Raw genomic sequence first — 18897 nt, 5'->3', positions numbered from 1 at the left:
CTGTGGCAGATTCCTCGTTCGATGTCGTCAGCAAGGTCGACAAGATGGAGGCGGACAACGCCGTCAACCAGGCCCGCAAGGAGGTGGAGCAGCGCTACGACTTCAAGAACGTCGGGGCGTCGGTCGAATGGAGCGGCGAGAAGGTGCTGCTCAAGGCCAACACCGAGGAGCGCGTGAAGGCGGTGCTCGAGGTGCTCGAGTCGAAGTTCATCAAGCGCGGGATCACGCTCAAGTCCCTCGACACCGGTGCGCCCTACGCCTCCGGCAAGGAGTTCCGGATCGAGGTCGGGCTCAAGAACGGCATCGAGCAGGACGCCGCCAAGAAGATCAACAAGCTGATCCGCGACGAGGCGCCGAAGAGCGTCAAGTCGCAGATCCAGGGCGATGAGCTGCGGGTCAGCTCCAAGAGCCGCGACGACCTGCAGGCAACCATGGCGCTGCTGAAGAACGCCGACCTCGACGTGGCCGTCCAGTTCGTCAACTTCCGCTGAGCGCCCCCCGCATCCACCGCTCCATCGCCGTGTACGCCGCCTGACGGACCGGCGCTGCCGACAGGAAGACGTCGTGGAGCGCATCCTGAATCCAGGAGACCGTGACCGTCGGCGCGAGCCCGAGCGACCGCTCGGCGATGTCGCGGACGACGAGCACCACATCCGACTTCAGCATGTCGGGCGTCCAGAACGGCAGCAGCGTCGACCGGGCGGACAGCAGCGTCAGCACCGGGGCGTCGATGTGGAGGCCGGCGGCGACCCGTGCATGCCCGGCCAGCACCGCAGTCAGCCAGACCGGGTGCACCGGGAAGCCGCGCACGGGCCGCCAGGCCAGGTCGTAGTCCCACTCGCCGTCCATCGTGCGAGAGACGGTCCGCGTGTAGAAACCCAGGTCCACGTTCGGCATGGGCGCCTTCGGGACCAGGCGGGCACGGAGGTCGACCAGCGGCGTCAGCGCGGCGCGGCCCGCAGAGTGGGCCTGGAACTCCAGCCACGGGCTGTTGAGGACGAGCGCGTCCGCCCGGCCCGGATGGCGGTCGGCCCACAGGCTCAGCGTCAGGCCCCCGGTGGAGTGGCCGAGCAGGATGAGCCGGCGCGACCGGCCGTGACCGCCTCCCTCGCGGTGGCCCATGGCCTCCAGCGCGGCGGCGATGTCCTCGTCGTAGACCGCGAGATCGTCGACGAAGCCGGGGGTCTGGCCCGTCCGGAGGCTCCGGCCGTACTTGCGCAGGTCCAGGGCGTGGAACCGCGCGCCCTGATCGTGCCAGAACCGGGCCAGCTCGGTCTGAAAGAAGTAGTCGGACCAGCCGTGCACGTAGAGCACGTCGGCGTCGGCCGCCGGCCCGCGGTGCAACCGCAGGTGCGGCGCCGGAGAATAGCGGACCAGGGTGGCGACGACGTCGCCCTCGGAGTCTTCACCGAGCGGGAGGGTGAGCTGCTCGAACGGCTCCCCGAGGATGTCGGGTCGCCACTCGCACTCATCGGTCATGCGTTGGAGACGCGGACCATCTCGTCCCGCGGCACGACCTTCACGCGGACGCGTCCGCGCTCCGCACCGAGGGCCTGCTCGTGCTCGTCGAGGTTGTGCCAGCCGTCCAGGGTCGTGTACTCCACACCGCGATCGCGCAGGAGGTTCTCCACAGATTCCTCGGAGGGGTCAGCGGGAGACCACCAGTTTCCCTGATCGTTGATCACATGCTTGATCGTCTCCATCGCATCCGACTTCGTGTGACCGATGAGTCCGACCGGACCGCGCTTGATCCACCCCGTCGCATACACGCCGTACATGCGCTCGTTGTCGCCCTTGCGCAGCACCTGGCCCTCATGATTCGGGATCACCCCGTGCTTGCGGTCGAACGGGATGCCCGGAAGCGGCGAGCCGAAATAGCCGACGGCCCGATAGATCGCGTCGATCTCCAGCTCCCGGATCTCGCCGGTGCCGCGGACGCCGCCCTCGCCGTCGGGCTCGGTGCGCTCGTACCGGAAGGCGCGGACGTTCCCGTGCTCGTCGCCGACGACCTCGAGCGGCTTCGCGTAGAAGTGGAGGTGCAGCCGACGGGAAGCGCTCCCGACCTCGCGCTGCCGCCACTGCTGCAGCACCCGGTCGATCACCATGACCTGCTTGTTGCTGGCGATGGCGGCCTTCGACTGCTCGTCGTAGTCGAAGTCCTCGTCGTAGAGGATCATGTCGACGTCGCGCAGCTCGCCGAGCTCCCGCAGCTCCAGCGGCGTGAACTTGACCTGGGCTGGGCCGCGGCGGCCGAAGACGTGCACGTCCGTCACCGGGGAGGCCTTCAGGCCCTCGTAGACGTTGTCCGGGATCTCCGTCGGCAGCAGGTCGTCGGCGTGCTTGGCGAGGATGCGCGAGATGTCGAGCGCCACGTTGCCGTTGCCGATGACGGCGACCGACTTCGCCTCGAGCGGCCACGTGCGCGGAACGTCGGGATGCCCGTCGAACCAGCTGACGAAGTCCGCGGCGCCGTACGAGCCGTGCAGCTCCATCCCCGGGATGTCGAGGTCGGCGTCGTGCACGGCCCCGGTGGCGAAGATGACGGCGTTGTAGTGCCGCTTCAGGTCGTCGAGGGTGATGTCGCGCCCGTACTGGACGTTGCCGAAGATCCGGATGTCACCGCGATCGAGCACCTCGCGGAGGGCGGTGATGATGCCCTTGATTCGTGGGTGGTCCGGAGCGACGCCGTACCGCACCAGTCCGTACGGTGCGGGGAGCTGCTCGAAGAGATCGATGGAGACGTCGAAGCCGCGCTCCGCCTTCAGCAGGATGTCGGCGGCGTAGATGCCCGCCGGGCCGGCGCCGACGATGGCCAGTCGCAGTTTGGTCATTCGTTGATTCCTTCTGGTGTTCCGCGTGGCTCAGCTGGAGCGCTCGACGATGGTGTCCGCGAACCGGACGAGTGCCTTCTTCACCGGGCCGTTCGGCAGGGGCGCCAGCGCCTCCACCGCCTCGCGGGCCCAGCGGTGCGCCTCCTCCAGCGTCTGGCGCGTCACGTCGTGCTCGCGAAGGGCCGCGATGGCCTCCATGGCGGCGGGAGTGACCTCGCCGTCCTCGGCGGAGCCCATGACGTCGCGCTCCAGCCGTTCGAGGAGGGCCGCGGCGCCGGGATCGGTGGCCGCCCGCTCGCGCAGTCGCAGTACGGGGAGGGTGGCGACGCCTGCCCGCAGGTCGTTGCCCGGGGTCTTGCCGGTCTCGGCCACGCCCTTCGACGAGAGGTCGATGACGTCGTCGATGAGCTGGAAGGCGACGCCGATCTTCTCCCCGAAGACGACGACGGGCTCTTCATACTCCGTCGGCGCGTTCGAGAAGACGACGCCCATCTGGGCCGCGACGGCGATGAGCGAGCCGGTCTTGTCCTCCAGCACCCGCAGGTAGTGCTCGATCGGGTCCTCGCCGCCCTGGGGGCCGATGGTCTCGTGCAGCTGGCCCAGGCACAGCCGCTCGAAGGTGTCGGCCTGCAACTGGATCGCCCGCACCCCGAGGGCGGAGACCAGCTTGCTCGCGCGAGCGAACAGGAGGTCGCCGGTCAGCACAGCGACCGAATTGCCCCAGACGAACTGGGCGCTCGGGACCCCCCTGCGCATCTGCGAGTCGTCCATGACGTCGTCGTGGTAGAGCGAGGCGAGGTGGGTGATCTCGACCGCCTCGGCGGCCTGGATGACGTCGGGGTTGGTGCCGCCGCCGAGCTGCGCGGCAAGGAGCGTCAGCATCGGGCGCACCCGCTTGCCGCCGGCCTCCAGCAGGTAGCGCGCCGTGACGTCGGCGAGGTTGTCCGCGAAGCGCATCTCGCGGTGGAGGCCCTCCTCCACCAGGGCGAGACCGTCGTCGACGGCGTCGGCCAGCTCGCGGTCCTCACCGCGGACGAAGATCCGTTCGGTGAAGCCCAGTTGACCGGTCAGCGACGCACGCCGCACGGCCGGAACACTTCGTGGCACTACTCCCCCTCGGACGGGACGGTGGACGCTGGTGGTTCGGAATCGGCAGGCGCGGTGGATTCCGGCTTGAAGCCGCGGTGGAGCGCCACGATGCCGGCGGTCAGGTTGCGGAAGGCGACGCGCTCGAACCCCGCCTCGCGCAGCCAGCCGGCGAGCGAGCGCTGGTCCGGCCAGGCCTGGATCGACTCCATCAGGTACTCGTACGCCGCGGGATTGGAGCTCGCGAGCCGGGCCAGTACGGGCATCCCAAACTTGAGGTAGGCGGAGTACCCGGCACGGACAGGAGAGAGTGGGGGCTGGGAGAACTCGCACACGACGACCCGGCCGCCCGGCTTCACGACGCGGTAGAACTCGGCGAGCGCCTTCTTCGGGTCGACGATGTTCCGCAGCCCGAAGGAGATGGTGACCGCGTCGAAGGAATCGTCGTCGAAGGGCAGCGCCATGGCGTCCGCCTGCACGAAACGGACGAACGGGTTGTCGGCCTGGCGGTGACGCCCGACCTCGATCATCCCCTCGGAGAAGTCGGCCGCGACGACCGATGCGCCGTTGCGCGCCAGAGAGGCGCTCGACGTGCCGGTGCCCGCAGCCACATCGAGGATGGTCTCGCCGGCCCGGGGTGCGACGGCGCGGGTCGTCGCCACGCGCCACAGCGCCGCATTGCCCACCGACAGGACGGCGTTGGTCCGGTCGTAGCGCGTCGACACCTGGTCGAACATGGCGGCGACCTGCGCGGGCTGCTTGCTGAGGTCGGCCTTACTCACCCCACCAGCTTAGGCTGCGGCGTCCGCGCGACGCATTCCGGCCCCTGAATGCACGCCGAACGGTCAGCGAGTGTGCGACGTGAGTCGACCGGACCGTTCAGAAGCGCTGCCCCAGCGCCTTCGCCTTGAGCGCGTCGAACTCGCCCGCGGTGATCGCTCCGGTGTCGAGCAGAGCCTGTGCCTGCTGGATGTCCGCGGCGGGCGTCGCCGACGGCGTCGGATGCTGCCCCCAGCTGTCGTCCTCGCGGACCGTGGCGTGGCGTGCGAGGTTCCGAGCGGCCATCCCGCGCCCGCGCGCGATCAGGTACACCAGCACGGTGAGGAACGGCACGAAGACCAGGAAGATCACCCACAGCGCCTTCCACCATCCGTTCAGCTCAGAATCGCGGAAGAGGTCCACGAGCACGCCGAACAGCATCATCAGGTAGGCGACGAACGCGAAGATCCAGAAGATGTACAGAAATGCGTTCCAGAACGGTCCCATTTCGGTCCCCTCTCATCGCGGCACACGCTAGTGCTCCGTGATCGGCCGTGGCTAGCCGGTATTTCGCGTGGCCCGCGGACTACCATGGGCGCCCAGGAGACCCGGCGGGAGGAGCACCGCAGTGAGTGACGACACCTACTGGACCGACGACCCGTCCGAGCTGCTGCGAGTCCAGCCGGGGTTCCGGCTGTCGCAGCAGCCCACCGACGGCACACCGGGTTTCGCCGGCGGCAAAAGGGAAGGCGAGAAGGCTCTCGCACGCGGCGCCGGCCGGCTCGCCGACCTCCAGGAGCAGCTGTTCGCCTGCGGGCGCGAGGGCGAGCCGCGGTCGGTCCTCCTCGTCCTCCAGGCGATGGACACGGCAGGCAAAGGCGGGATCGTCTCGCACGTGATCGGCGCGATGAACCCGGGCGGCGTGCAGTACGCCGCATTCGGCGCTCCGACGCCGGAGGAGCAGGCGCACGACTTCCTCTGGCGGGTGTGGCGGGAGGTCCCCGCCGCAGGCCGGATCGGCGTGTTCGACCGCTCCCACTACGAGGACGTGCTCATCGGCCGGGTCAGGAAGCTGGCGCCCCCGGATGAGCTGGAACGCCGCTACGGAGCGATCAACGCCTTCGAGAAGGAGCTCGCCCAGTCCGGGACGACGATCCTGAAGGTGATGCTCCACCTCGGTAAGGACGAGCAGAGGAAGCGCCTCGAGTCGCGGCTGAACCGGCGCGACAAGCTGTGGAAGTTCAACCCCGCCGACGTCGACGAGCGCCTGCACTGGGACGACTACCAGGAGGCCTACCAGCTCGCCTTCGACCGGACCACCAGCGCCTACGCGCCGTGGTTCGTCGTCCCGGCCGACCACAAGTGGTACGCCCGCGTGGCGGTGCAGCAGCTCCTCATCCGCGCGCTCGAGGCCCTCGGCCTGGAGTGGCCCCTCCCCGACTACGACGTGGAGGAGCAGAAGCGGCGCCTGGCCGCCTCCTGAATGGGGGCGGGATCAGCCGAACGCCTCGACCACCGGCCGGAACTTCATCGTGGTCTCGGCGAGCTCGCGATCCGGGTCGGAGTCCGCGACGATGCCCGCACCCGCGTAGGCGGTCAGGTCGCCGGCCGGCGTGAGCTGGGCGCACCGCAGCGCGATCGCCCACTCCCCGTCGCCGTCGCCTCCCACCCAGCCGACCGGTCCGGCGTAGCGCCCGCGGTCGAACGGCTCGAGCTCGCGGATGAGCGCCAGAGCCTCCTTCCGCGGAGTGCCCGCGACCGCGGCGGTGGGGTGCAACGCCGACGCCAGGTCGAGCGAACTCGACCCGTCGCTCAGCATCCCGGCGATATCGGTGGCGAGGTGCCACAGGTTGGGCAGCTTGAGCGTGAAGGGCTCGTCGCTGGCGGCGAGATCCGCGCTGTGCGGCCGGAGGGCATCCATCACGCTGGTGACGGCGAAGCGGTGCTCGCCCTGGTCTTTGGCGCTCGCGACGAGCGCCGCCGCTGCCGCGGCATCCTGCGCCGCGTCCGCTCCGCGCGAGCTCGTGCCGGCGAGCACGCGGGCCGTGACCGTGCCGTGGTGGACGCGGACCAGCGTCTCCGGAGAGGAGCCCACCAGCCCGTCCACAGCGAAGGTCCAGCAGTCCGGGTAGCCGAGCGCCAGCTCCACCAGGGCTCGCCGGATGTCGGACTCCAGGGGCAGATGACCGCGCAGGTCGCGGGCCAGCACCACCTTCGAGAGGTCCTGCTCGCGGATCCGCTCCACCGCTCCTGCCACCGCCGAGCGGTAGCCGTCGGTGCCGAGCTCGCCGGGAAGCAGGGTGAGGCGGTACTCGTCGCCGAAGGCGGTCGGGCGCGGCAGGGCGGACGGCCCCGTCCCGCCCGCGCGGCGGATGCGCGTGATCCAGCTCCGGCTCCCCCGGCGGCCGATCACGATCTCCGGCACGATGAGGGTGCTGGTCGCGGTGCTCTCATCGTCGAAGGCGAACGTCCCGAACGCGACGAGGCCGGTGCCCGGAGTGCGGACGGAATCCTCGACGCTGGCGGCGGAGGCAGTCGCACGCCAGGCCGCGGAGGCCTGCTCGATGCGGTCCGGTCCGGTGAAGTCCAACCGCAGCACCTGGCCGATCCCGGCGATCCCTTCTCCCTTGCGCAGCCACAGCAGGGGCGTGCGGGAGTCGAGGAAGGGGATGAGCTGGCGGACGTCGTCGAGCGGCGTGGTCTCGGCCTCGAGGACCGTCGCGCCAGTCTCCCGCCGGGTTGTCGGGGCTGAGGTCACCGGATCAGCCTACGCCCGCCACACTGGGCGCCGGTTGGGCACGGGATGGGGACTCGATGTGGGCCCGTGCGCCGGGCTGGTTGCGCTCGACACACTCCGTACGTTAACCCTTCACCCGAGCAACCGAGATATAACATACGTCTATGCCCGTTCCCGTGACCGGAGCCGCCAGTCCCCGCCGGCTCATCCGCGACGAAGTCTTCCTTCGGTTGCTCGACGCGATCGTCGGCGGCGACCTCCTTCCCGGTGAGCAGCTGTACGACGCCGAGATCGAACGCTGGGTCGGCGTCTCCCGCACGCCCGTCCGCGAAGCGCTCAACCAGCTCGCCGCGATGGGGCTCGTCGAGATCCTCCCGCAGCGCCGCACCCGGGTGACACCGATCGAGCCCGAGCGGCTCCGCCAGCTCATCGCGACCGTCGGAGTGCTCGTCGCCGGCGTGGTGCGCGACGCAACCCCCTTGCTTACCGACTCCGACAAGGAGCTGCTGCGCACGGCCGGCGACGACACGGACGCGGCCTCGGTCGTTCGCAGCGGACTCACCGCAGAGGGCTTCCTCGGCGTGTTCGTCCGCCGCCTCGACAACGGAACGGTCGCCCGCCTGCTCAAGCGCCACCTCCCCGAGGTGCAGCGCGCGCTGAACGCGTCCCCGCCCACGGCCGCCTTCGACAAGGCACGACCGTCGGTCACGGCGCTGATCGATGCGGCGGTCGCCGGCAAGGCCGAGAAGGCCGGCCGCGCCGCCACCCAGCTGTTCGATCCGGCGCTCGTCGCGGTCGCCGACGCCTTCGCCGCCCTCCCGAAGAAGGAGCTCCGCTGATGCCGCTGCCCGTGAACGACACCGCCCCCGTCGAACGCCGGCTGCTGCGAGACGTCGTCTACACGCGCCTCTACGACGGCATCCTCGACGGCACGCTCGAGCCAGGAGAGACACTGCTCGATGAGAAGCTGACGGCCTGGCTCGGGGTGTCGCGCACCCCCATCCGCGAGGCCCTGATGAAGCTCGCCGACATCGGTCTGGTCGAGATGGCGCCGAACCGCTACACCCGCGTGGCGCCGATCGACCTCAAGGCGATCGACGAGGCCATCTACGTCACCGGCCTGCTCCACGAGCACGCCGCGCGCACCATCGTCCCGACCTTGGACACTGCAACCGTCGGCCGTCTCGAGAAGGCCCAGAAGGAGGTCCGCAAGGCCGCGAAGGCCCGCGACCTGCCCGCGCTCGGGCACGCGTTCAACGACTTCTTCCTCGAGCTGGAGCGCGCAGGCGGCAACGACGTCCTGGTGGCGGTCGGCGAGGGCCTCAGCCCGCAGCTGCTCCGCTACATCTCGGTCTGGGAGACGCCGTTCGGCGTCGACGACCTCCCGGCGGCAGTGGCCGGGATCGCGGCAGCTGCCAAGGAGCGCGACGGAGCGGCCGCGGGCGACCTGGTGAAGGCGCTGTACGCGGGCACCCTCAAGCAGTTCCTGCAGGACTACCGCCGCAGTGAAGCGGACATCACGCGGACACCGATCTTCTGAGATAGCGCGTTCTGGTGCTGCGCCGCTTCGCGTTCTGAGGTGCGTGCGTCCTCAGACCTCGAAGTCGACGGCCGACCGCGTCGCGACGACCGAGCGGATGTAGGCCGACACCTCCAGGTGAGCGGGATGCTCCTGGTAGGTGCGGATGTCCTCCACGCTGTCGAAGTCGCTGATCAGGACCACATCGAAGTTGTCGCCGGGGATGACGTTCACTCCCACCTGGAGCGAACGCAGCTCGGGGATCACGGCGGGCAGCGACTCCAGACCGGTCGTGATGCGGGCGGTCTGCTCGGCGCGCTCCGCGTCATCGGAGGTGGCGAGCTTCCACGAGACGACGTGGCGGATGGTCATCGGGCCTCCAGCAGAGCGGTGCGCAGGCGGACCGGATCGACCCGCCAGTAGGTGTGGACGCGTCCCTCCACCAGGACGACCGGGATCTCCTCCACGTACTTCTCGTGGAGCTCGGCATCCTGCAGGATGTCCTGCTCGTCGACCGCGACCTCGGGCCCGTCGGCGGGCAGGTCGTCGATCACCGAGCGGATGACCTCCCTGGCGTCATCGCACAGGTGGCAGCCCGGCTTGCCGATGAGGGTGAGGGAGACGGTGGACACCTCTCCACTCTAGACGGGACAGCAAAAAGCGCCGGACCGGACGGACCGACGCTTGAGCCGCAGACTCGAGGTCTACTTCTTGTTGCGACGCTGGTGGCGCGTCTTGCGAAGAAGCTTGCGGTGCTTCTTCTTCGCCATACGCTTGCGACGCTTCTTGATAACGGAACCCACGTGGACCTCACAAAGAATCAGGGGTAAGCCGCGGGGCGCGCGGCGACACGAAGTGACAGTCTACCCGACGTCACGCCGAGTCCGCGACGCCGCCCTCGCGGGAGGTGACCGTGCGCAGGAGCTGCTCGACGGCCGACTCGGGGACCCGGAAGGAGCGACCGAAGCGGATCGCCGGCAGTTCACCGGCGTGGACCATCCGGTACACGGTCATGCGGGAGACGCGCATCATGTCGGCCACCTCGGCGACCGTCAGGAAGCGCACATCCCTCAGGTCGTGTGCCATCGTCCCGCCCCTCTTCTGCCCGTCATGCTACTCGCGACGGTCAGTCCTTGCGCCACTTCTTCGGCGTCACTCGCTCTGTCGCCGACGACACCCGGTGCCGGGTGTCGGCCAGCACCTTGCCGACGGTGCTCGCGAACTCCCGCGTCTCCTCCGCCAGGCGAACGCTCAGCGCCACGTCCTCATCGGATGCCGTGAACGGAATGACCCAGTCCTCCACTGCCTCCAGCGGGCCGGCGTCGAGGCGGTAGTAGCGGTGCTGCCCCACCTCGCGCACGGCGACGAGCCCAGCCTCCCGCAGCACTTTCAGGTGCTTCGAGACGGTCGGCTGGCTCAGCTCGAGCGTCGCCACGATCTCCGATACGGATATGTCCCGCGCAGAATGCGTCGCATCCCCGCTGCGGTCGAGCAGCACGCGCAGGATCTCGCGCCGCGTCGGATCGGCGATCACGTCGAAGATGTCGGCCATGTCCCCAGGCTAGCCATTCCCCCGTCGCAGTACCATGTCGGGAGCCCGCACCCCGTAGCGAAGTCGACCGGAAGGTCCCGAAATGAGCGCCCCCCGGATGCTTCACGGCCGGCCCGCGACGCCCGTGCAGCGCGTGCGCGAGGCGCTCAACGGCTTCGCCGCCCGGAGCCCGTCGCGGTTCGCGATCATGGTCTTCGCGCTGCTCATCCTCGTCTTCACCCTGCTGTTCTCACTGCCCATCTCCTCCTCCACCGGGCGCTGGACGGGACTGGCGGACTCCCTCTTCACGGCGATGTCCGTCATCTGCGTGACCGGGCTTTCCACCGTCGACATGGCGACGCACTGGTCCTACTTCGGCCACTTCCTCGTGTACATCGGCGTTCAGATCGGTGCGGTCGGCGTGCTGACCATGGCGTCCATCCTGGGCCTCGTCGTCTCCCGAAAGCTGGGACTGCGCGCCAAGCTGATGGCGGCGAGCGACAGCAACCCGCTGCGCGTGCACGGCGGCCCGGTGGCCGAAGGGCAGGCGGTGCGGCTGGGCGACGTCGGAAAGCTTCTCACCACCGTGGCGATCAGCATGGTCGTCATCGAGGGAGCCGTCGCCCTTCTGCTCTTCCCGCGCATGCTGATCGCCGGCGTGGAGGTCGGGACCGCCGCCTGGGAGTCGCTCTACTACTCGGCCATGGCGTTCACGAACACCGGATTCACGCCCAACACCGAGGGCATCCAGGCGTTCGCGACCGACTACTGGTTCCTGGGGGCGCTGATGATCGGCGTCTTCCTCGGCGCCATCGGCTTCCCCGTCATCCTGGCCATCGCCTCCAACCTCCGCAGGAAGCGCAGGCGGTGGTCCATCCACGTGAAGCTGACGCTGCTGACGTCGCTGATCCTGCTCGTCGCGGGTGCGGTGCTCTACATCGTCCTCGAGTTCGACAACCCGAAGACCTTCGGCCGGCTGGATGCGGGACACACCATCTTCCAGTCGCTGTTCCTGTCGACGATGGCCCGGTCGGGAGGCTTCTCGACCATCCCGATCGACGACCTCCACGGGTCGAGCCTGCTCGTGACCGACATGCTGATGTTCATCGGCGGCGGCTCCGCGTCGACCGCCGGGGGCATCAAGGTGACCACCCTCGCCGTCCTCTTCCTGGCCGCTTTCGCGGAGGCGCGGGGGGTGGAGCCGATGGATGCGTTCCGCCGACGCATCCCGATCGACGTCCTGCGCGTGTCCGTCGCGATCGCTCTGTGGGGCGCCACGATCGTCGCCGTCTCGACCATCCTGATCGCGCAGATCACCAAGGCGCCGCTCGATCACGTGCTGTTCGATGTCATCTCGGCGTTCGCGACCTGCGGGCTCTCCACCGGGCTCACGGAGAGGCTCCCGGACGCCGGGATCTACATCATGGCGGCCACCATGTTCTGTGGCCGCGTTGGTACAGTGACTCTCGCTGCGGCCCTGGCCCAGAGCCAGCGGCGGCAGCTGTACCAGAACCCGGAGGAGAGGCCGCTCGTTGGTTGACCGGATCAAGCACAACGCGCCCGTCCTCGTCATCGGGCTGGGCCGGTTCGGCGCCGCGACCGCCGGCCAGCTGGACCGCCTCGGCCGGGAGGTCCTGGCGATCGACACCGACGCCGGGCTCGTGCAGAAGTGGGCCGACCGGGTCACGCACGCCGTGCAGGCGGACGCCCGCTCGATGGACACGCTCCGGCAGATCGGCGCGGAGGATTTCTCCATCGGCGTCGTCGCAGTGGGCTCGTCCATCGAGGCGAGTGTGCTGATCACGGCCAACCTCGTCGACCTGAAGGTGCCGCAAATCTGGGCCAAGGCGATCTCGAAGTCGCACGGCAAGATCCTGGAGCGGATCGGCGCGAACCACGTCATCTACCCGGAGGCCGAGGCCGGTGAGCGCGCCGCGCACCTCGTGTCGGGGCGGATGCTCGACTTCATCGAGTTCGACGACGACTTCGCGCTGGTCAAGATGTACCCGCCGAAGCCCATCCGCGGCCGGCGACTGGGCGACTCGGGGGTCCGGTCCCAGTTCAACATCACCGTCGTCGGCGTCAAGAGCCCCGGCCGCCCCTTCACCTACGCGACCGCCGACACCATGGTCTCCGACCACGACCTCGTCATCGTCTCGGGCGCTTCCGCCGACATCGAGCGCTTCGCCGCCCTCGACGCCTGACCCCGCCGCCTCCCGCGCGCCGCGCCCCCACCGTCGAGTCCACACTTTCTGCACGCGACGCGCCGCCGGGGCGTGCAGTTTTTGTGTACTTGCGGATGGGGGATGTGGATAACTGAGATGGGGGCATCTCGGGGCGCTTGAGTGGACGGATGGATGAGACAGGCGAGACAGGCGCGCGGGCCAGCCACCTTCGAGCGAGCGGCGTGCCGCACCGAACCGTCTATGGGGCGGGGCTGCACCGTCCCTTCCACGGCATGCGGACGGACACTCCGCCGGACGGTCACCTCGCGCTCTGCCGCGCGGCGACTGTCGTGCTGCCGACGGAGGCCCTGTTCAGTCACCGATCCGCCGCGGTGATCCACGACCTTCCCCTTCCTCATTGGGCGCGCCCTGAGCGAGTGGAGGTCGCCGTCTTCGAACCGAACCGACCGCCACGGCTGCGCGGCGTGATCGGTCACCAGCTCACCGCGGACGAGCACCGCTGGGTGCTCGTCGACGGCCTCCGCGTGGTCAGCCCCCACGACACCTGGGCGCAACTCAGTTCGCTGCTTCCGATGACGGACCTCGTCGTGATCGGCGACTACCTCATCACGGGAGACGAGCCGTACTCAGGCGTGAAGCCGCCATCGACGCGGGACGATCTGGAGGCTGCCATGCGCCGCCACGGACGACGCCGCGGTGTCACCGCCCTCAGGCAGGCGCTCGAACGGGTCCGCTACGGATCGCTGTCGCCGCAGGAGTCACGATTGAGGATCGCACTCGAGGATGCGGGCCTTCCGGCGCCTGAGCTCAACCATGTCATCTTCGCTCCGGATGGGGATCGCCGCGAGGCGATGATCGACCTGGCCTACCCGGATGCCCGGGTCGCGATCGAGTACCTCGGTGACCACCACCGCACCGATCCAACCGCCTACCGCAACGACATCCGGCGCCGCGAACGCCTGGTGGACCTCGGCTGGAATGTCGTCTTCGTCACCGCAGCCGACCCCTTCGAGGCTGTCGCCCTCCGCGTCCGCCGGGCCCTCCGCCAGTCGAGTACGCGATAAGTGCACGTTTTCGGCTCCGAAACGTGCAATTTTTGTGGACTCGACGGTGGGGGGCGGGCGCGGAGAAGCGGGGGGCGCGGAGGAGCGGGGCGGGCGCGGAGGTGCGGGTCAGCCGGCGGCTAGCTCGCGGGCGCGAGCCAGGGCGGCGTCGGTCGCGCGGGCGAAGAGGGCCGGGAGGTCGGCAGACTCGAGGACGGCGATCGCGCGCTCCGTCGTGCCCTTGGGGCTGGTGACGCGACGGCGCAGCTCTGCAGGGTCCTCGCCGGAGGAGACGAGGAGCTCGGCGGCGCCGAGGAACGTCCCGTTGACCAGGGCTGCCGCCTGCTCGGGCGTGAACCCCTTCTGCACGGCCGCCTCCGTCAGCGCCTCGATGAGGAGGAACACGTACGCGGGACCCGACCCGGAGATCGTGCTCAGCGCATCCAGCTGCGACTCCGGCACTTCCACGACCTCGCCGACGGTCGAGAACAGCGCGTGGACGAGCGCGAGGTCGTCCGGGTCCGTGCGCGTCCCAGCGCTGACCCCGGTCACCGCCTTGCCCACGACCGCGGGCGTGTTCGGCATCGCGCGGACGACCGACACGGAGTCCGGAAGCAGCGACTCCATCGTCTCCGCGGTCACACCGGCCGCGACGCTGACGACGACGGTCCCCGGCGCGAGCGAGTCGCGGATCTCGGCGAGCAGGTCACGGACCATCACGGGCTTCACCGCCACCACCACGACACCCGCGCCATCGACGGCGAGCCGGTTGGCGTCCGCCCGCGTCTCGGTCGCGTAGACCGTAACTCCCGGCGTGCCGGCGAGCTCCGCGGCGCGCGCCTCCGACCGGTTCGTCACCCGGATCCCGGCGACCTGCACCCCCGGCGCGAGGAGGCCGCTGAGGATCGCACGGCCCATCGACCCCGCTCCCAGCATGGCGATGGTCGGGAGGCTCAGCTTCTGCGCGTCATCCATGGCTCCATCCTAGGATTGGGACATGAGCGCATCAGGTGGAACCAAGGCCATCGTCGCCGCCCTCGCGGCGAACCTGGGGATCGCGCTGACGAAGTTCATCGCGTGGGCGTTCTCCGGCTCCTCCTCGATGCTGGCGGAGGGTGTGCACTCGCTCGCCGACTCCGGCAACCAGCTGCTGCTCCTGCTGGGAGGCCGGCAATCCCGGCGCAAGGCCGACCGCGAGCATCCGTTCGGCTACGGCCGCGAGCGCTACGTGTACGCCTTCGTCGTGTCGATCATCCTGTTCTCGGTCGGCGGCGTCTTCTCGATCTACGAGGGCATCGAGAAGGTCACGCATCCGCACCCGCTCGAGAACGCCTGGCTGCCCATCCTCGTGCTCGTCATCGCGATCTGCCTGGAGGCGTTCTCGCTCCGCACGGCGATGCGCGAGTCCCGCCCGCAGAAGAAGGGGATGTCGTGGGCGCAGTTCATCCGCCGCGCGAAGGCCCCCGAGCTGCCCGTCGTCCTCCTGGAGGATGTGGCCGCCCTGACCGGACTGGTCTTCGCCCTGCTCGGCGTCGGCCTGACCATCATCACCGGCAACAGCGTCTGGGACGGCATCGGGACGCTGCTGATCGGCGCCCTGCTGGTCGCTGTCGCCGTCGTGCTCGGCATCGAGACGAAGAGCCTCCTGGTCGGCGAGGGCGCGAGCGACGCCGACGTCGCCGCGATCGAGACCGCGATCACCGGTGGCGCCGAGGTGGAGCGCATCATCCACATGAAGACGCTGTACCTGGGGCCGGAGGAGCTGATGGTCGCCGCCAAGCTCGCGTTCTCGGGCGAGCACCGCCTGGCGGACGTCGCCGCGGCCATCGACACGGTGGAGCGCCGCATCCGCGAGGCCGTCCCGGCGGCCCGCGTCATCTACATCGAACCGGACGTGTGGATCGACCCGAACGATCAGGCGCCCGCCACCGACACCATCGTCATCAAAGGACTCGAGTGACCCGCACCGCCGTCATCCTGCAGCACGACCCCAGCATCCACCTCGGCAACATCCGCCCGGTGCTCGAGGAGCACGGCTACCGCCTCAGGATCGTGGATGCGAGCACCGAGGACGTCTCGGCGATCGACCCGGCGGAGGCGGACCTGGTGGTCGTGCTCGGCGGTGAGATGGGCGCGTACCAGACAGACGAGTTCCCGTTCTTGGAGGCCGAGAAGCAGCTCTTGCGCGCCCGGCTCGACGCCGAACGCCCCACGCTCGGGGTCTGCCTCGGGGCGCAGCTGATGGCCAGCGCGCTGGGCCGCCCGGTCTACCGCGGCGACACCATGCAGATCGGTTACCGGCGCGTGGAGCCGACGGAGGCCGGCGAGAGCTCCCCCATCCGCCACTTCGACGGCGTGCCCGTGGTGCAGTGGCACGGCGACACGTTCGAGCTTCCGGAGCAGGCGACACTGCTCGCGTCGTCGAGCGACTACTCCAACGAGGCGTTCGCCATCGGCGACTACGCGCTGGCGGTGCAGTTCCACCCCGAGGTCACCGACGAGATGCACGAGACGTGGGTCGCGGACGGGACAAATTCATTCGGGACTGGCGAGTTGGATGAGCTGGCGATCGACCCCGAAGCGCTCCGGCGCGCTCGCGAGGCCTACTCGGCGCGGATGCAGGAGGCCTCCCGCGCGGCGTTCTCCGAGTGGCTGGACGGCCTCCCGGCCTGACCCGGCTCTCGGCTCAGCGCTTCACCGCTCAGCGGCTCACGGCTCAGCGCCTCACCTCTTCGCACGGAAGAAGTCGAGCAGCACCTCGCCGCACTCCTCGGCGAGCACCCCCGCGAACACGTCGACGCGGTGGTTCAGCCTCCGGTCGCGGAGCACGTCGTATACGGACCCCGCTGCACCCGCCTTCTCGTCCCACGCGCCGAAGACGACGGTCGGGACGCGCGCCGCGAGCACTGCGCCGGCGCACATGACGCACGGTTCCAGCGTGACGACGAGCGTGCACCCCTCCAGGTGCCAGTCGTCGCGGGCGGCCGCGGCCTCCCGAAGCGCCAGCACTTCGGCGTGCGCCGTCGGGTCGTGACGCAGCTCGCGCTCGTTGCGGCCCGTCCCGATGACGCGGCCTTCCCCGTCGAGCACCAGCGCGGCGACCGGGACGTCACCCGTCTCGAACGCCAGCCGGGCGTCGGCCAGCGCCCGGCGCATCCACTCCTCGTAGGCGGCGGGGACGGTCAGGGTCACGGCGGTCCTCCCGGGGCTGGATGCGGACGAGTTCGGATAGCCTTGAGCCTATGCGAGTGCACGTTGCGGACCATCCACTCATCACCCACAAGCTCACGGTGCTCCGCGACAAGAACACCCCGTCGCCGGTGTTCCGCCAGCTCACAGAAGAGCTGGTCACCCTGCTCGCCTACGAGGCCACGCGCGGAGTGCGCGTCGAGCCGGTGGAGATCCAGACGCCGGTCACCACGACCACCGGGGTCGCCCTGAGCGAGCCGCGTCCGCTGGTCGTCCCCATCCTGCGCGCCGGGCTCGGGATGCTGGAGGGCATGGTGCGCCTCATGCCGACCGCAGAGGTCGGGTTCCTCGGGATGGTCCGCAACGAGGAGACGCTCGAGCCGACGACGTATGCCGAGCGGCTGCCGATGGACCTGTCCGACCGCCAGTGCTTCGTCCTCGACCCCATGCTGGCCACCGGAGGCTCGCTCGGCGCGGCCATCGACTTCCTGTTCCAGCGGAACGCGGTGGATGTGACCGCCATCTGCCTGCTGGCCGCACCGGAGGGTCTGGCCGCCCTCGAGAAGGCGACGGAGGGCCGCGAGGTCACCATCGTCCTCGGCTCGCTCGACGAGCGGCTGAACGAGAACGGCTACATCGTTCCGGGCCTCGGCGACGCCGGAGACCGTCTCTACGGGACTGTGTAGTCGCCCGCAACATTGCGTAACCATTTGACACCGCGCGTCACGATCGGTTTTACTGTCGAGCATGACTGACAACGCGCGTACCCTGACCTCCTTCGAGGCCCTTGGGAATGCCGGCATGATGATGGCCGGCCGCGACTCCGTCATGTGTTGCCGAATGTGCCGCTGATCTGACGACCCTTCGCCGAGCAGCCGCCCTCCGACGCCACCCCGTCGTGATCGGGCGAACGCTCCCCGGGAGCGCCACACTCACGCTCCCGCGCATCGGCCCCTCTCTGTAGGGCCACAACACGACACACCCCGCGAATCCCCGCACCTCCGCCCACCCGCGGAGTCTCATCGCACCGGGATGCGGAACATCATCATCACTAAGGACTCGATTCCCATGTCTCTGGCCACCATCGACACCGCCTACTCCCGCACCGCCGCCGTCTCCCCGATCAGCCCGGTCCGTCCCGCTTCCGCAGCGACCGACGCCGCTGCCGCCGCCGCTCCCGGCGAGCCGTCGCCCCGCATCCGCGCCGTGCCGGAGGGCACCGAGGCCCGCGGTTTCGTCCTCTACGTCGGCATCGACGAGGCGAAGGCCCTCGCCGACGGCACCGACCTCGGCCGCATCGTGGAGGCACTGAAGCGCCTGACCGCCGACATCGCCCCCTCCGCCGAGACGTACGCAGCCGTCGCTCTCGCGCCTGCAGGGGCCGGCGGCCGGGACGTGGACGTCGTCCGCCTCGCCCTGCAGGACCCGTCGGCGATCGCCAAGCACCGCCAGGCCGCCGTCGTGGACGAGGACGAGGACCGCGCCGCCTCCGGCGTCGTCGTCGACATCTCCCGCAAGCGCCTCGTGCTCGACAACCAGACGGTCGCACTCACCTACAAGGAGTTCGAGCTGCTCCAGTACCTGGTGCTGCGCGAGGGCCGCACGATCGAGCGCTCCGAGCTGATCAGCTCGCTGTGGAGCGACGCCGACGAGGACGAGGTCCCGAACGAGCGCACCATCGACGTGCACGTGCGCCGCCTCCGCTCGAAGCTGGGCCGCTACGAGGACATCGTCCGGACCGTGCGCGGCGCCGGCTACCGGTTCGACCGTCACGCCGACGTCTCCATCCGCTACGCGAGCGCCCCCTCCCCCGACCTCTTCTGAGCGCTCCGCGCCTGCGCCCTCCCGCTCCCGAGCCTCCCGCTCCCGCGCCTCCGCCTCCCGCTCCCGCCTCCCGTCCCGCTCCTCCGCCCACCACCGAGTACACGATTTCTGCACACTTTCGCGACGAAAACGTGCAGTAATCGTGTACTCGACGGTGGGGAGACACCGACGGAGGGACGGAGGCGGTGGGGA

24 protein-coding genes are annotated in these 18897 nt (G+C 69.6%); 11 read left to right on the top strand and 13 right to left on the bottom strand.

Annotated elements, in window-relative coordinates:
• Positions 1-44 precede the first annotated feature (44 nt).
• Positions 45-491: a YajQ family cyclic di-GMP-binding protein gene (locus SB754_RS18760; RefSeq protein WP_410783975.1), complete on the top strand. Its 447-nt coding sequence runs from the start codon at positions 45-47 to the stop codon at positions 489-491.
• On the opposite strand, the gene SB754_RS18755 is transcribed toward SB754_RS18760, so the two are convergent.
• From SB754_RS18755 to SB754_RS18735, 5 genes are all read right to left on the bottom strand, one after another.
• Positions 478-1479: an alpha/beta hydrolase gene (locus SB754_RS18755; protein ID WP_410783917.1), complete on the bottom strand. Its 1002-nt coding sequence runs from the start codon at positions 1477-1479 to the stop codon at positions 478-480. The two genes, SB754_RS18760 and SB754_RS18755, sit on opposite strands and share 14 nt — an antisense overlap.
• Positions 1476-2831, bottom strand: coding sequence for an FAD-dependent oxidoreductase (locus SB754_RS18750; protein ID WP_410783916.1), 1356 nt, complete (start codon positions 2829-2831; stop codon positions 1476-1478). The genes SB754_RS18755 and SB754_RS18750 overlap by 4 nt, the downstream gene beginning before the upstream one ends.
• A gap of 30 nt (positions 2832-2861) precedes the next feature.
• Complete coding sequence (locus SB754_RS18745) at positions 2862-3938, bottom strand: polyprenyl synthetase family protein (protein WP_410783915.1); 1077 nt, start codon at positions 3936-3938, stop codon at positions 2862-2864.
• The gene (gene ubiE / locus SB754_RS18740; RefSeq protein WP_410783914.1) at positions 3938-4699 is read right to left on the bottom strand and encodes a bifunctional demethylmenaquinone methyltransferase/2-methoxy-6-polyprenyl-1,4-benzoquinol methylase UbiE; all 762 of its coding nucleotides are present in this window, start codon (positions 4697-4699) and stop codon (positions 3938-3940) included. Before ubiE ends, SB754_RS18745 begins: the two co-directional genes overlap by 1 nt.
• Before the next feature lie 97 nt (positions 4700-4796).
• Positions 4797-5183: a PLDc N-terminal domain-containing protein gene (locus SB754_RS18735; RefSeq protein ID WP_410783913.1), complete on the bottom strand. Its 387-nt coding sequence runs from the start codon at positions 5181-5183 to the stop codon at positions 4797-4799.
• Positions 5184-5304: 121 nt separating this feature from the next.
• On the opposite strand from SB754_RS18735, the gene SB754_RS18730 reads away from it, so the two are divergent.
• Positions 5305-6159, top strand: a complete 855-nt coding sequence (locus SB754_RS18730) for a PPK2 family polyphosphate kinase (protein WP_410783912.1) — start codon at positions 5305-5307, stop codon at positions 6157-6159.
• A gap of 12 nt (positions 6160-6171) precedes the next feature.
• On the opposite strand, the gene SB754_RS18725 is transcribed toward SB754_RS18730, so the two are convergent.
• Positions 6172-7434 carry an isochorismate synthase MenF gene (locus tag SB754_RS18725; protein ID WP_410783911.1) on the bottom strand — a complete coding sequence of 421 codons (1263 nt, stop codon included), beginning with the start codon at positions 7432-7434 and terminating at the stop codon, positions 6172-6174.
• Positions 7435-7577: 143 nt separating this feature from the next.
• On the opposite strand from SB754_RS18725, the gene SB754_RS18720 reads away from it, so the two are divergent.
• Positions 7578-8252 (top strand): GntR family transcriptional regulator, encoded by a 675-nt coding sequence (locus tag SB754_RS18720; RefSeq protein ID WP_410783910.1) that lies wholly within the window; start codon positions 7578-7580, stop codon positions 8250-8252.
• A complete protein-coding gene (locus SB754_RS18715; RefSeq protein WP_410783909.1) occupies positions 8252-8953 on the top strand; it encodes a GntR family transcriptional regulator in 702 nt (233 codons plus the stop codon). Before SB754_RS18720 ends, SB754_RS18715 begins: the two co-directional genes overlap by 1 nt.
• A gap of 51 nt (positions 8954-9004) precedes the next feature.
• Here the strand turns inward: SB754_RS18715 and SB754_RS18710 are convergent, their stop codons facing one another.
• The 5 genes from SB754_RS18710 to SB754_RS18690 all read right to left on the bottom strand — a co-directional run bounded on the left by SB754_RS18710 (position 9005) and on the right by SB754_RS18690 (position 10484).
• Positions 9005-9304: a Dabb family protein gene (locus SB754_RS18710; protein ID WP_410783908.1), complete on the bottom strand. Its 300-nt coding sequence runs from the start codon at positions 9302-9304 to the stop codon at positions 9005-9007.
• Positions 9301-9564, bottom strand: a complete 264-nt coding sequence (locus SB754_RS18705; protein WP_410783907.1) for a glutaredoxin family protein — start codon at positions 9562-9564, stop codon at positions 9301-9303. Before SB754_RS18705 ends, SB754_RS18710 begins: the two co-directional genes overlap by 4 nt.
• Before the next feature lie 72 nt (positions 9565-9636).
• Positions 9637-9735: a 30S ribosomal protein bS22 gene (locus tag SB754_RS18700; protein WP_003792170.1), complete on the bottom strand. Its 99-nt coding sequence runs from the start codon at positions 9733-9735 to the stop codon at positions 9637-9639.
• Positions 9736-9805: 70 nt separating this feature from the next.
• Positions 9806-10018: a helix-turn-helix domain-containing protein gene (locus tag SB754_RS18695; RefSeq protein ID WP_410783906.1), complete on the bottom strand. Its 213-nt coding sequence runs from the start codon at positions 10016-10018 to the stop codon at positions 9806-9808.
• A 40-nt stretch (positions 10019-10058) separates the two neighbouring features.
• On the bottom strand, positions 10059-10484 hold the full coding sequence (locus SB754_RS18690; RefSeq protein WP_410783905.1) for an ArsR/SmtB family transcription factor: 426 nt from the start codon (positions 10482-10484) through the stop codon (positions 10059-10061).
• Positions 10485-10566: 82 nt separating this feature from the next.
• Between SB754_RS18690 and SB754_RS18685 the strand changes: the two genes are divergently transcribed.
• The 3 genes from SB754_RS18685 to SB754_RS18675 all read left to right on the top strand — a co-directional run bounded on the left by SB754_RS18685 (position 10567) and on the right by SB754_RS18675 (position 13713).
• Complete coding sequence (locus tag SB754_RS18685; RefSeq protein WP_410783904.1) at positions 10567-12003, top strand: TrkH family potassium uptake protein; 1437 nt, start codon at positions 10567-10569, stop codon at positions 12001-12003.
• Positions 11996-12667: a potassium channel family protein gene (locus SB754_RS18680; protein WP_410783903.1), complete on the top strand. Its 672-nt coding sequence runs from the start codon at positions 11996-11998 to the stop codon at positions 12665-12667. The genes SB754_RS18685 and SB754_RS18680 overlap by 8 nt, the downstream gene beginning before the upstream one ends.
• Before the next feature lie 149 nt (positions 12668-12816).
• Positions 12817-13713 carry a hypothetical protein gene (locus SB754_RS18675; RefSeq protein WP_410783902.1) on the top strand — a complete coding sequence of 299 codons (897 nt, stop codon included), beginning with the start codon at positions 12817-12819 and terminating at the stop codon, positions 13711-13713.
• A 108-nt stretch (positions 13714-13821) separates the two neighbouring features.
• Here the strand turns inward: SB754_RS18675 and proC are convergent, their stop codons facing one another.
• Positions 13822-14667 carry a pyrroline-5-carboxylate reductase gene (gene proC / locus SB754_RS18670; protein ID WP_410783901.1) on the bottom strand — a complete coding sequence of 282 codons (846 nt, stop codon included), beginning with the start codon at positions 14665-14667 and terminating at the stop codon, positions 13822-13824.
• A 22-nt stretch (positions 14668-14689) separates the two neighbouring features.
• On the opposite strand from proC, the gene SB754_RS18665 reads away from it, so the two are divergent.
• Together SB754_RS18665 and SB754_RS18660 are read left to right on the top strand one after the other, a co-directional pair.
• A complete protein-coding gene (locus SB754_RS18665; RefSeq protein ID WP_410783900.1) occupies positions 14690-15652 on the top strand; it encodes a cation diffusion facilitator family transporter in 963 nt (320 codons plus the stop codon).
• Entirely contained in the window at positions 15649-16365 is a 717-nt protein-coding gene (locus tag SB754_RS18660; RefSeq protein WP_410783899.1) for a glutamine amidotransferase-related protein, read from the top strand. Before SB754_RS18665 ends, SB754_RS18660 begins: the two co-directional genes overlap by 4 nt.
• A gap of 51 nt (positions 16366-16416) precedes the next feature.
• Here SB754_RS18660 and tadA read toward each other — a convergent pair whose 3' ends face one another.
• Positions 16417-16884, bottom strand: a complete 468-nt coding sequence (gene tadA, locus SB754_RS18655) for a tRNA adenosine(34) deaminase TadA (protein WP_410783898.1) — start codon at positions 16882-16884, stop codon at positions 16417-16419.
• A gap of 50 nt (positions 16885-16934) precedes the next feature.
• Between tadA and upp the strand changes: the two genes are divergently transcribed.
• Together upp and SB754_RS18645 are read left to right on the top strand one after the other, a co-directional pair.
• The gene (gene upp, locus SB754_RS18650) at positions 16935-17567 is read left to right on the top strand and encodes a uracil phosphoribosyltransferase (protein WP_410783897.1); all 633 of its coding nucleotides are present in this window, start codon (positions 16935-16937) and stop codon (positions 17565-17567) included.
• A 382-nt stretch (positions 17568-17949) separates the two neighbouring features.
• Positions 17950-18705 (top strand): winged helix-turn-helix domain-containing protein, encoded by a 756-nt coding sequence (locus SB754_RS18645; RefSeq protein ID WP_410783896.1) that lies wholly within the window; start codon positions 17950-17952, stop codon positions 18703-18705.
• The last annotated feature ends 192 nt before the right edge of the window (positions 18706-18897 follow it).

Origin of the sequence: Leifsonia sp. SIMBA_070 (assembly GCF_046534635.1) — a bacterium.
In the GTDB taxonomy this organism is placed as follows: Bacteria; Actinomycetota; Actinomycetes; order Actinomycetales; family Microbacteriaceae; genus Leifsonia.
This window is presented reverse-complemented; position numbering and strand designations above follow the sequence as displayed.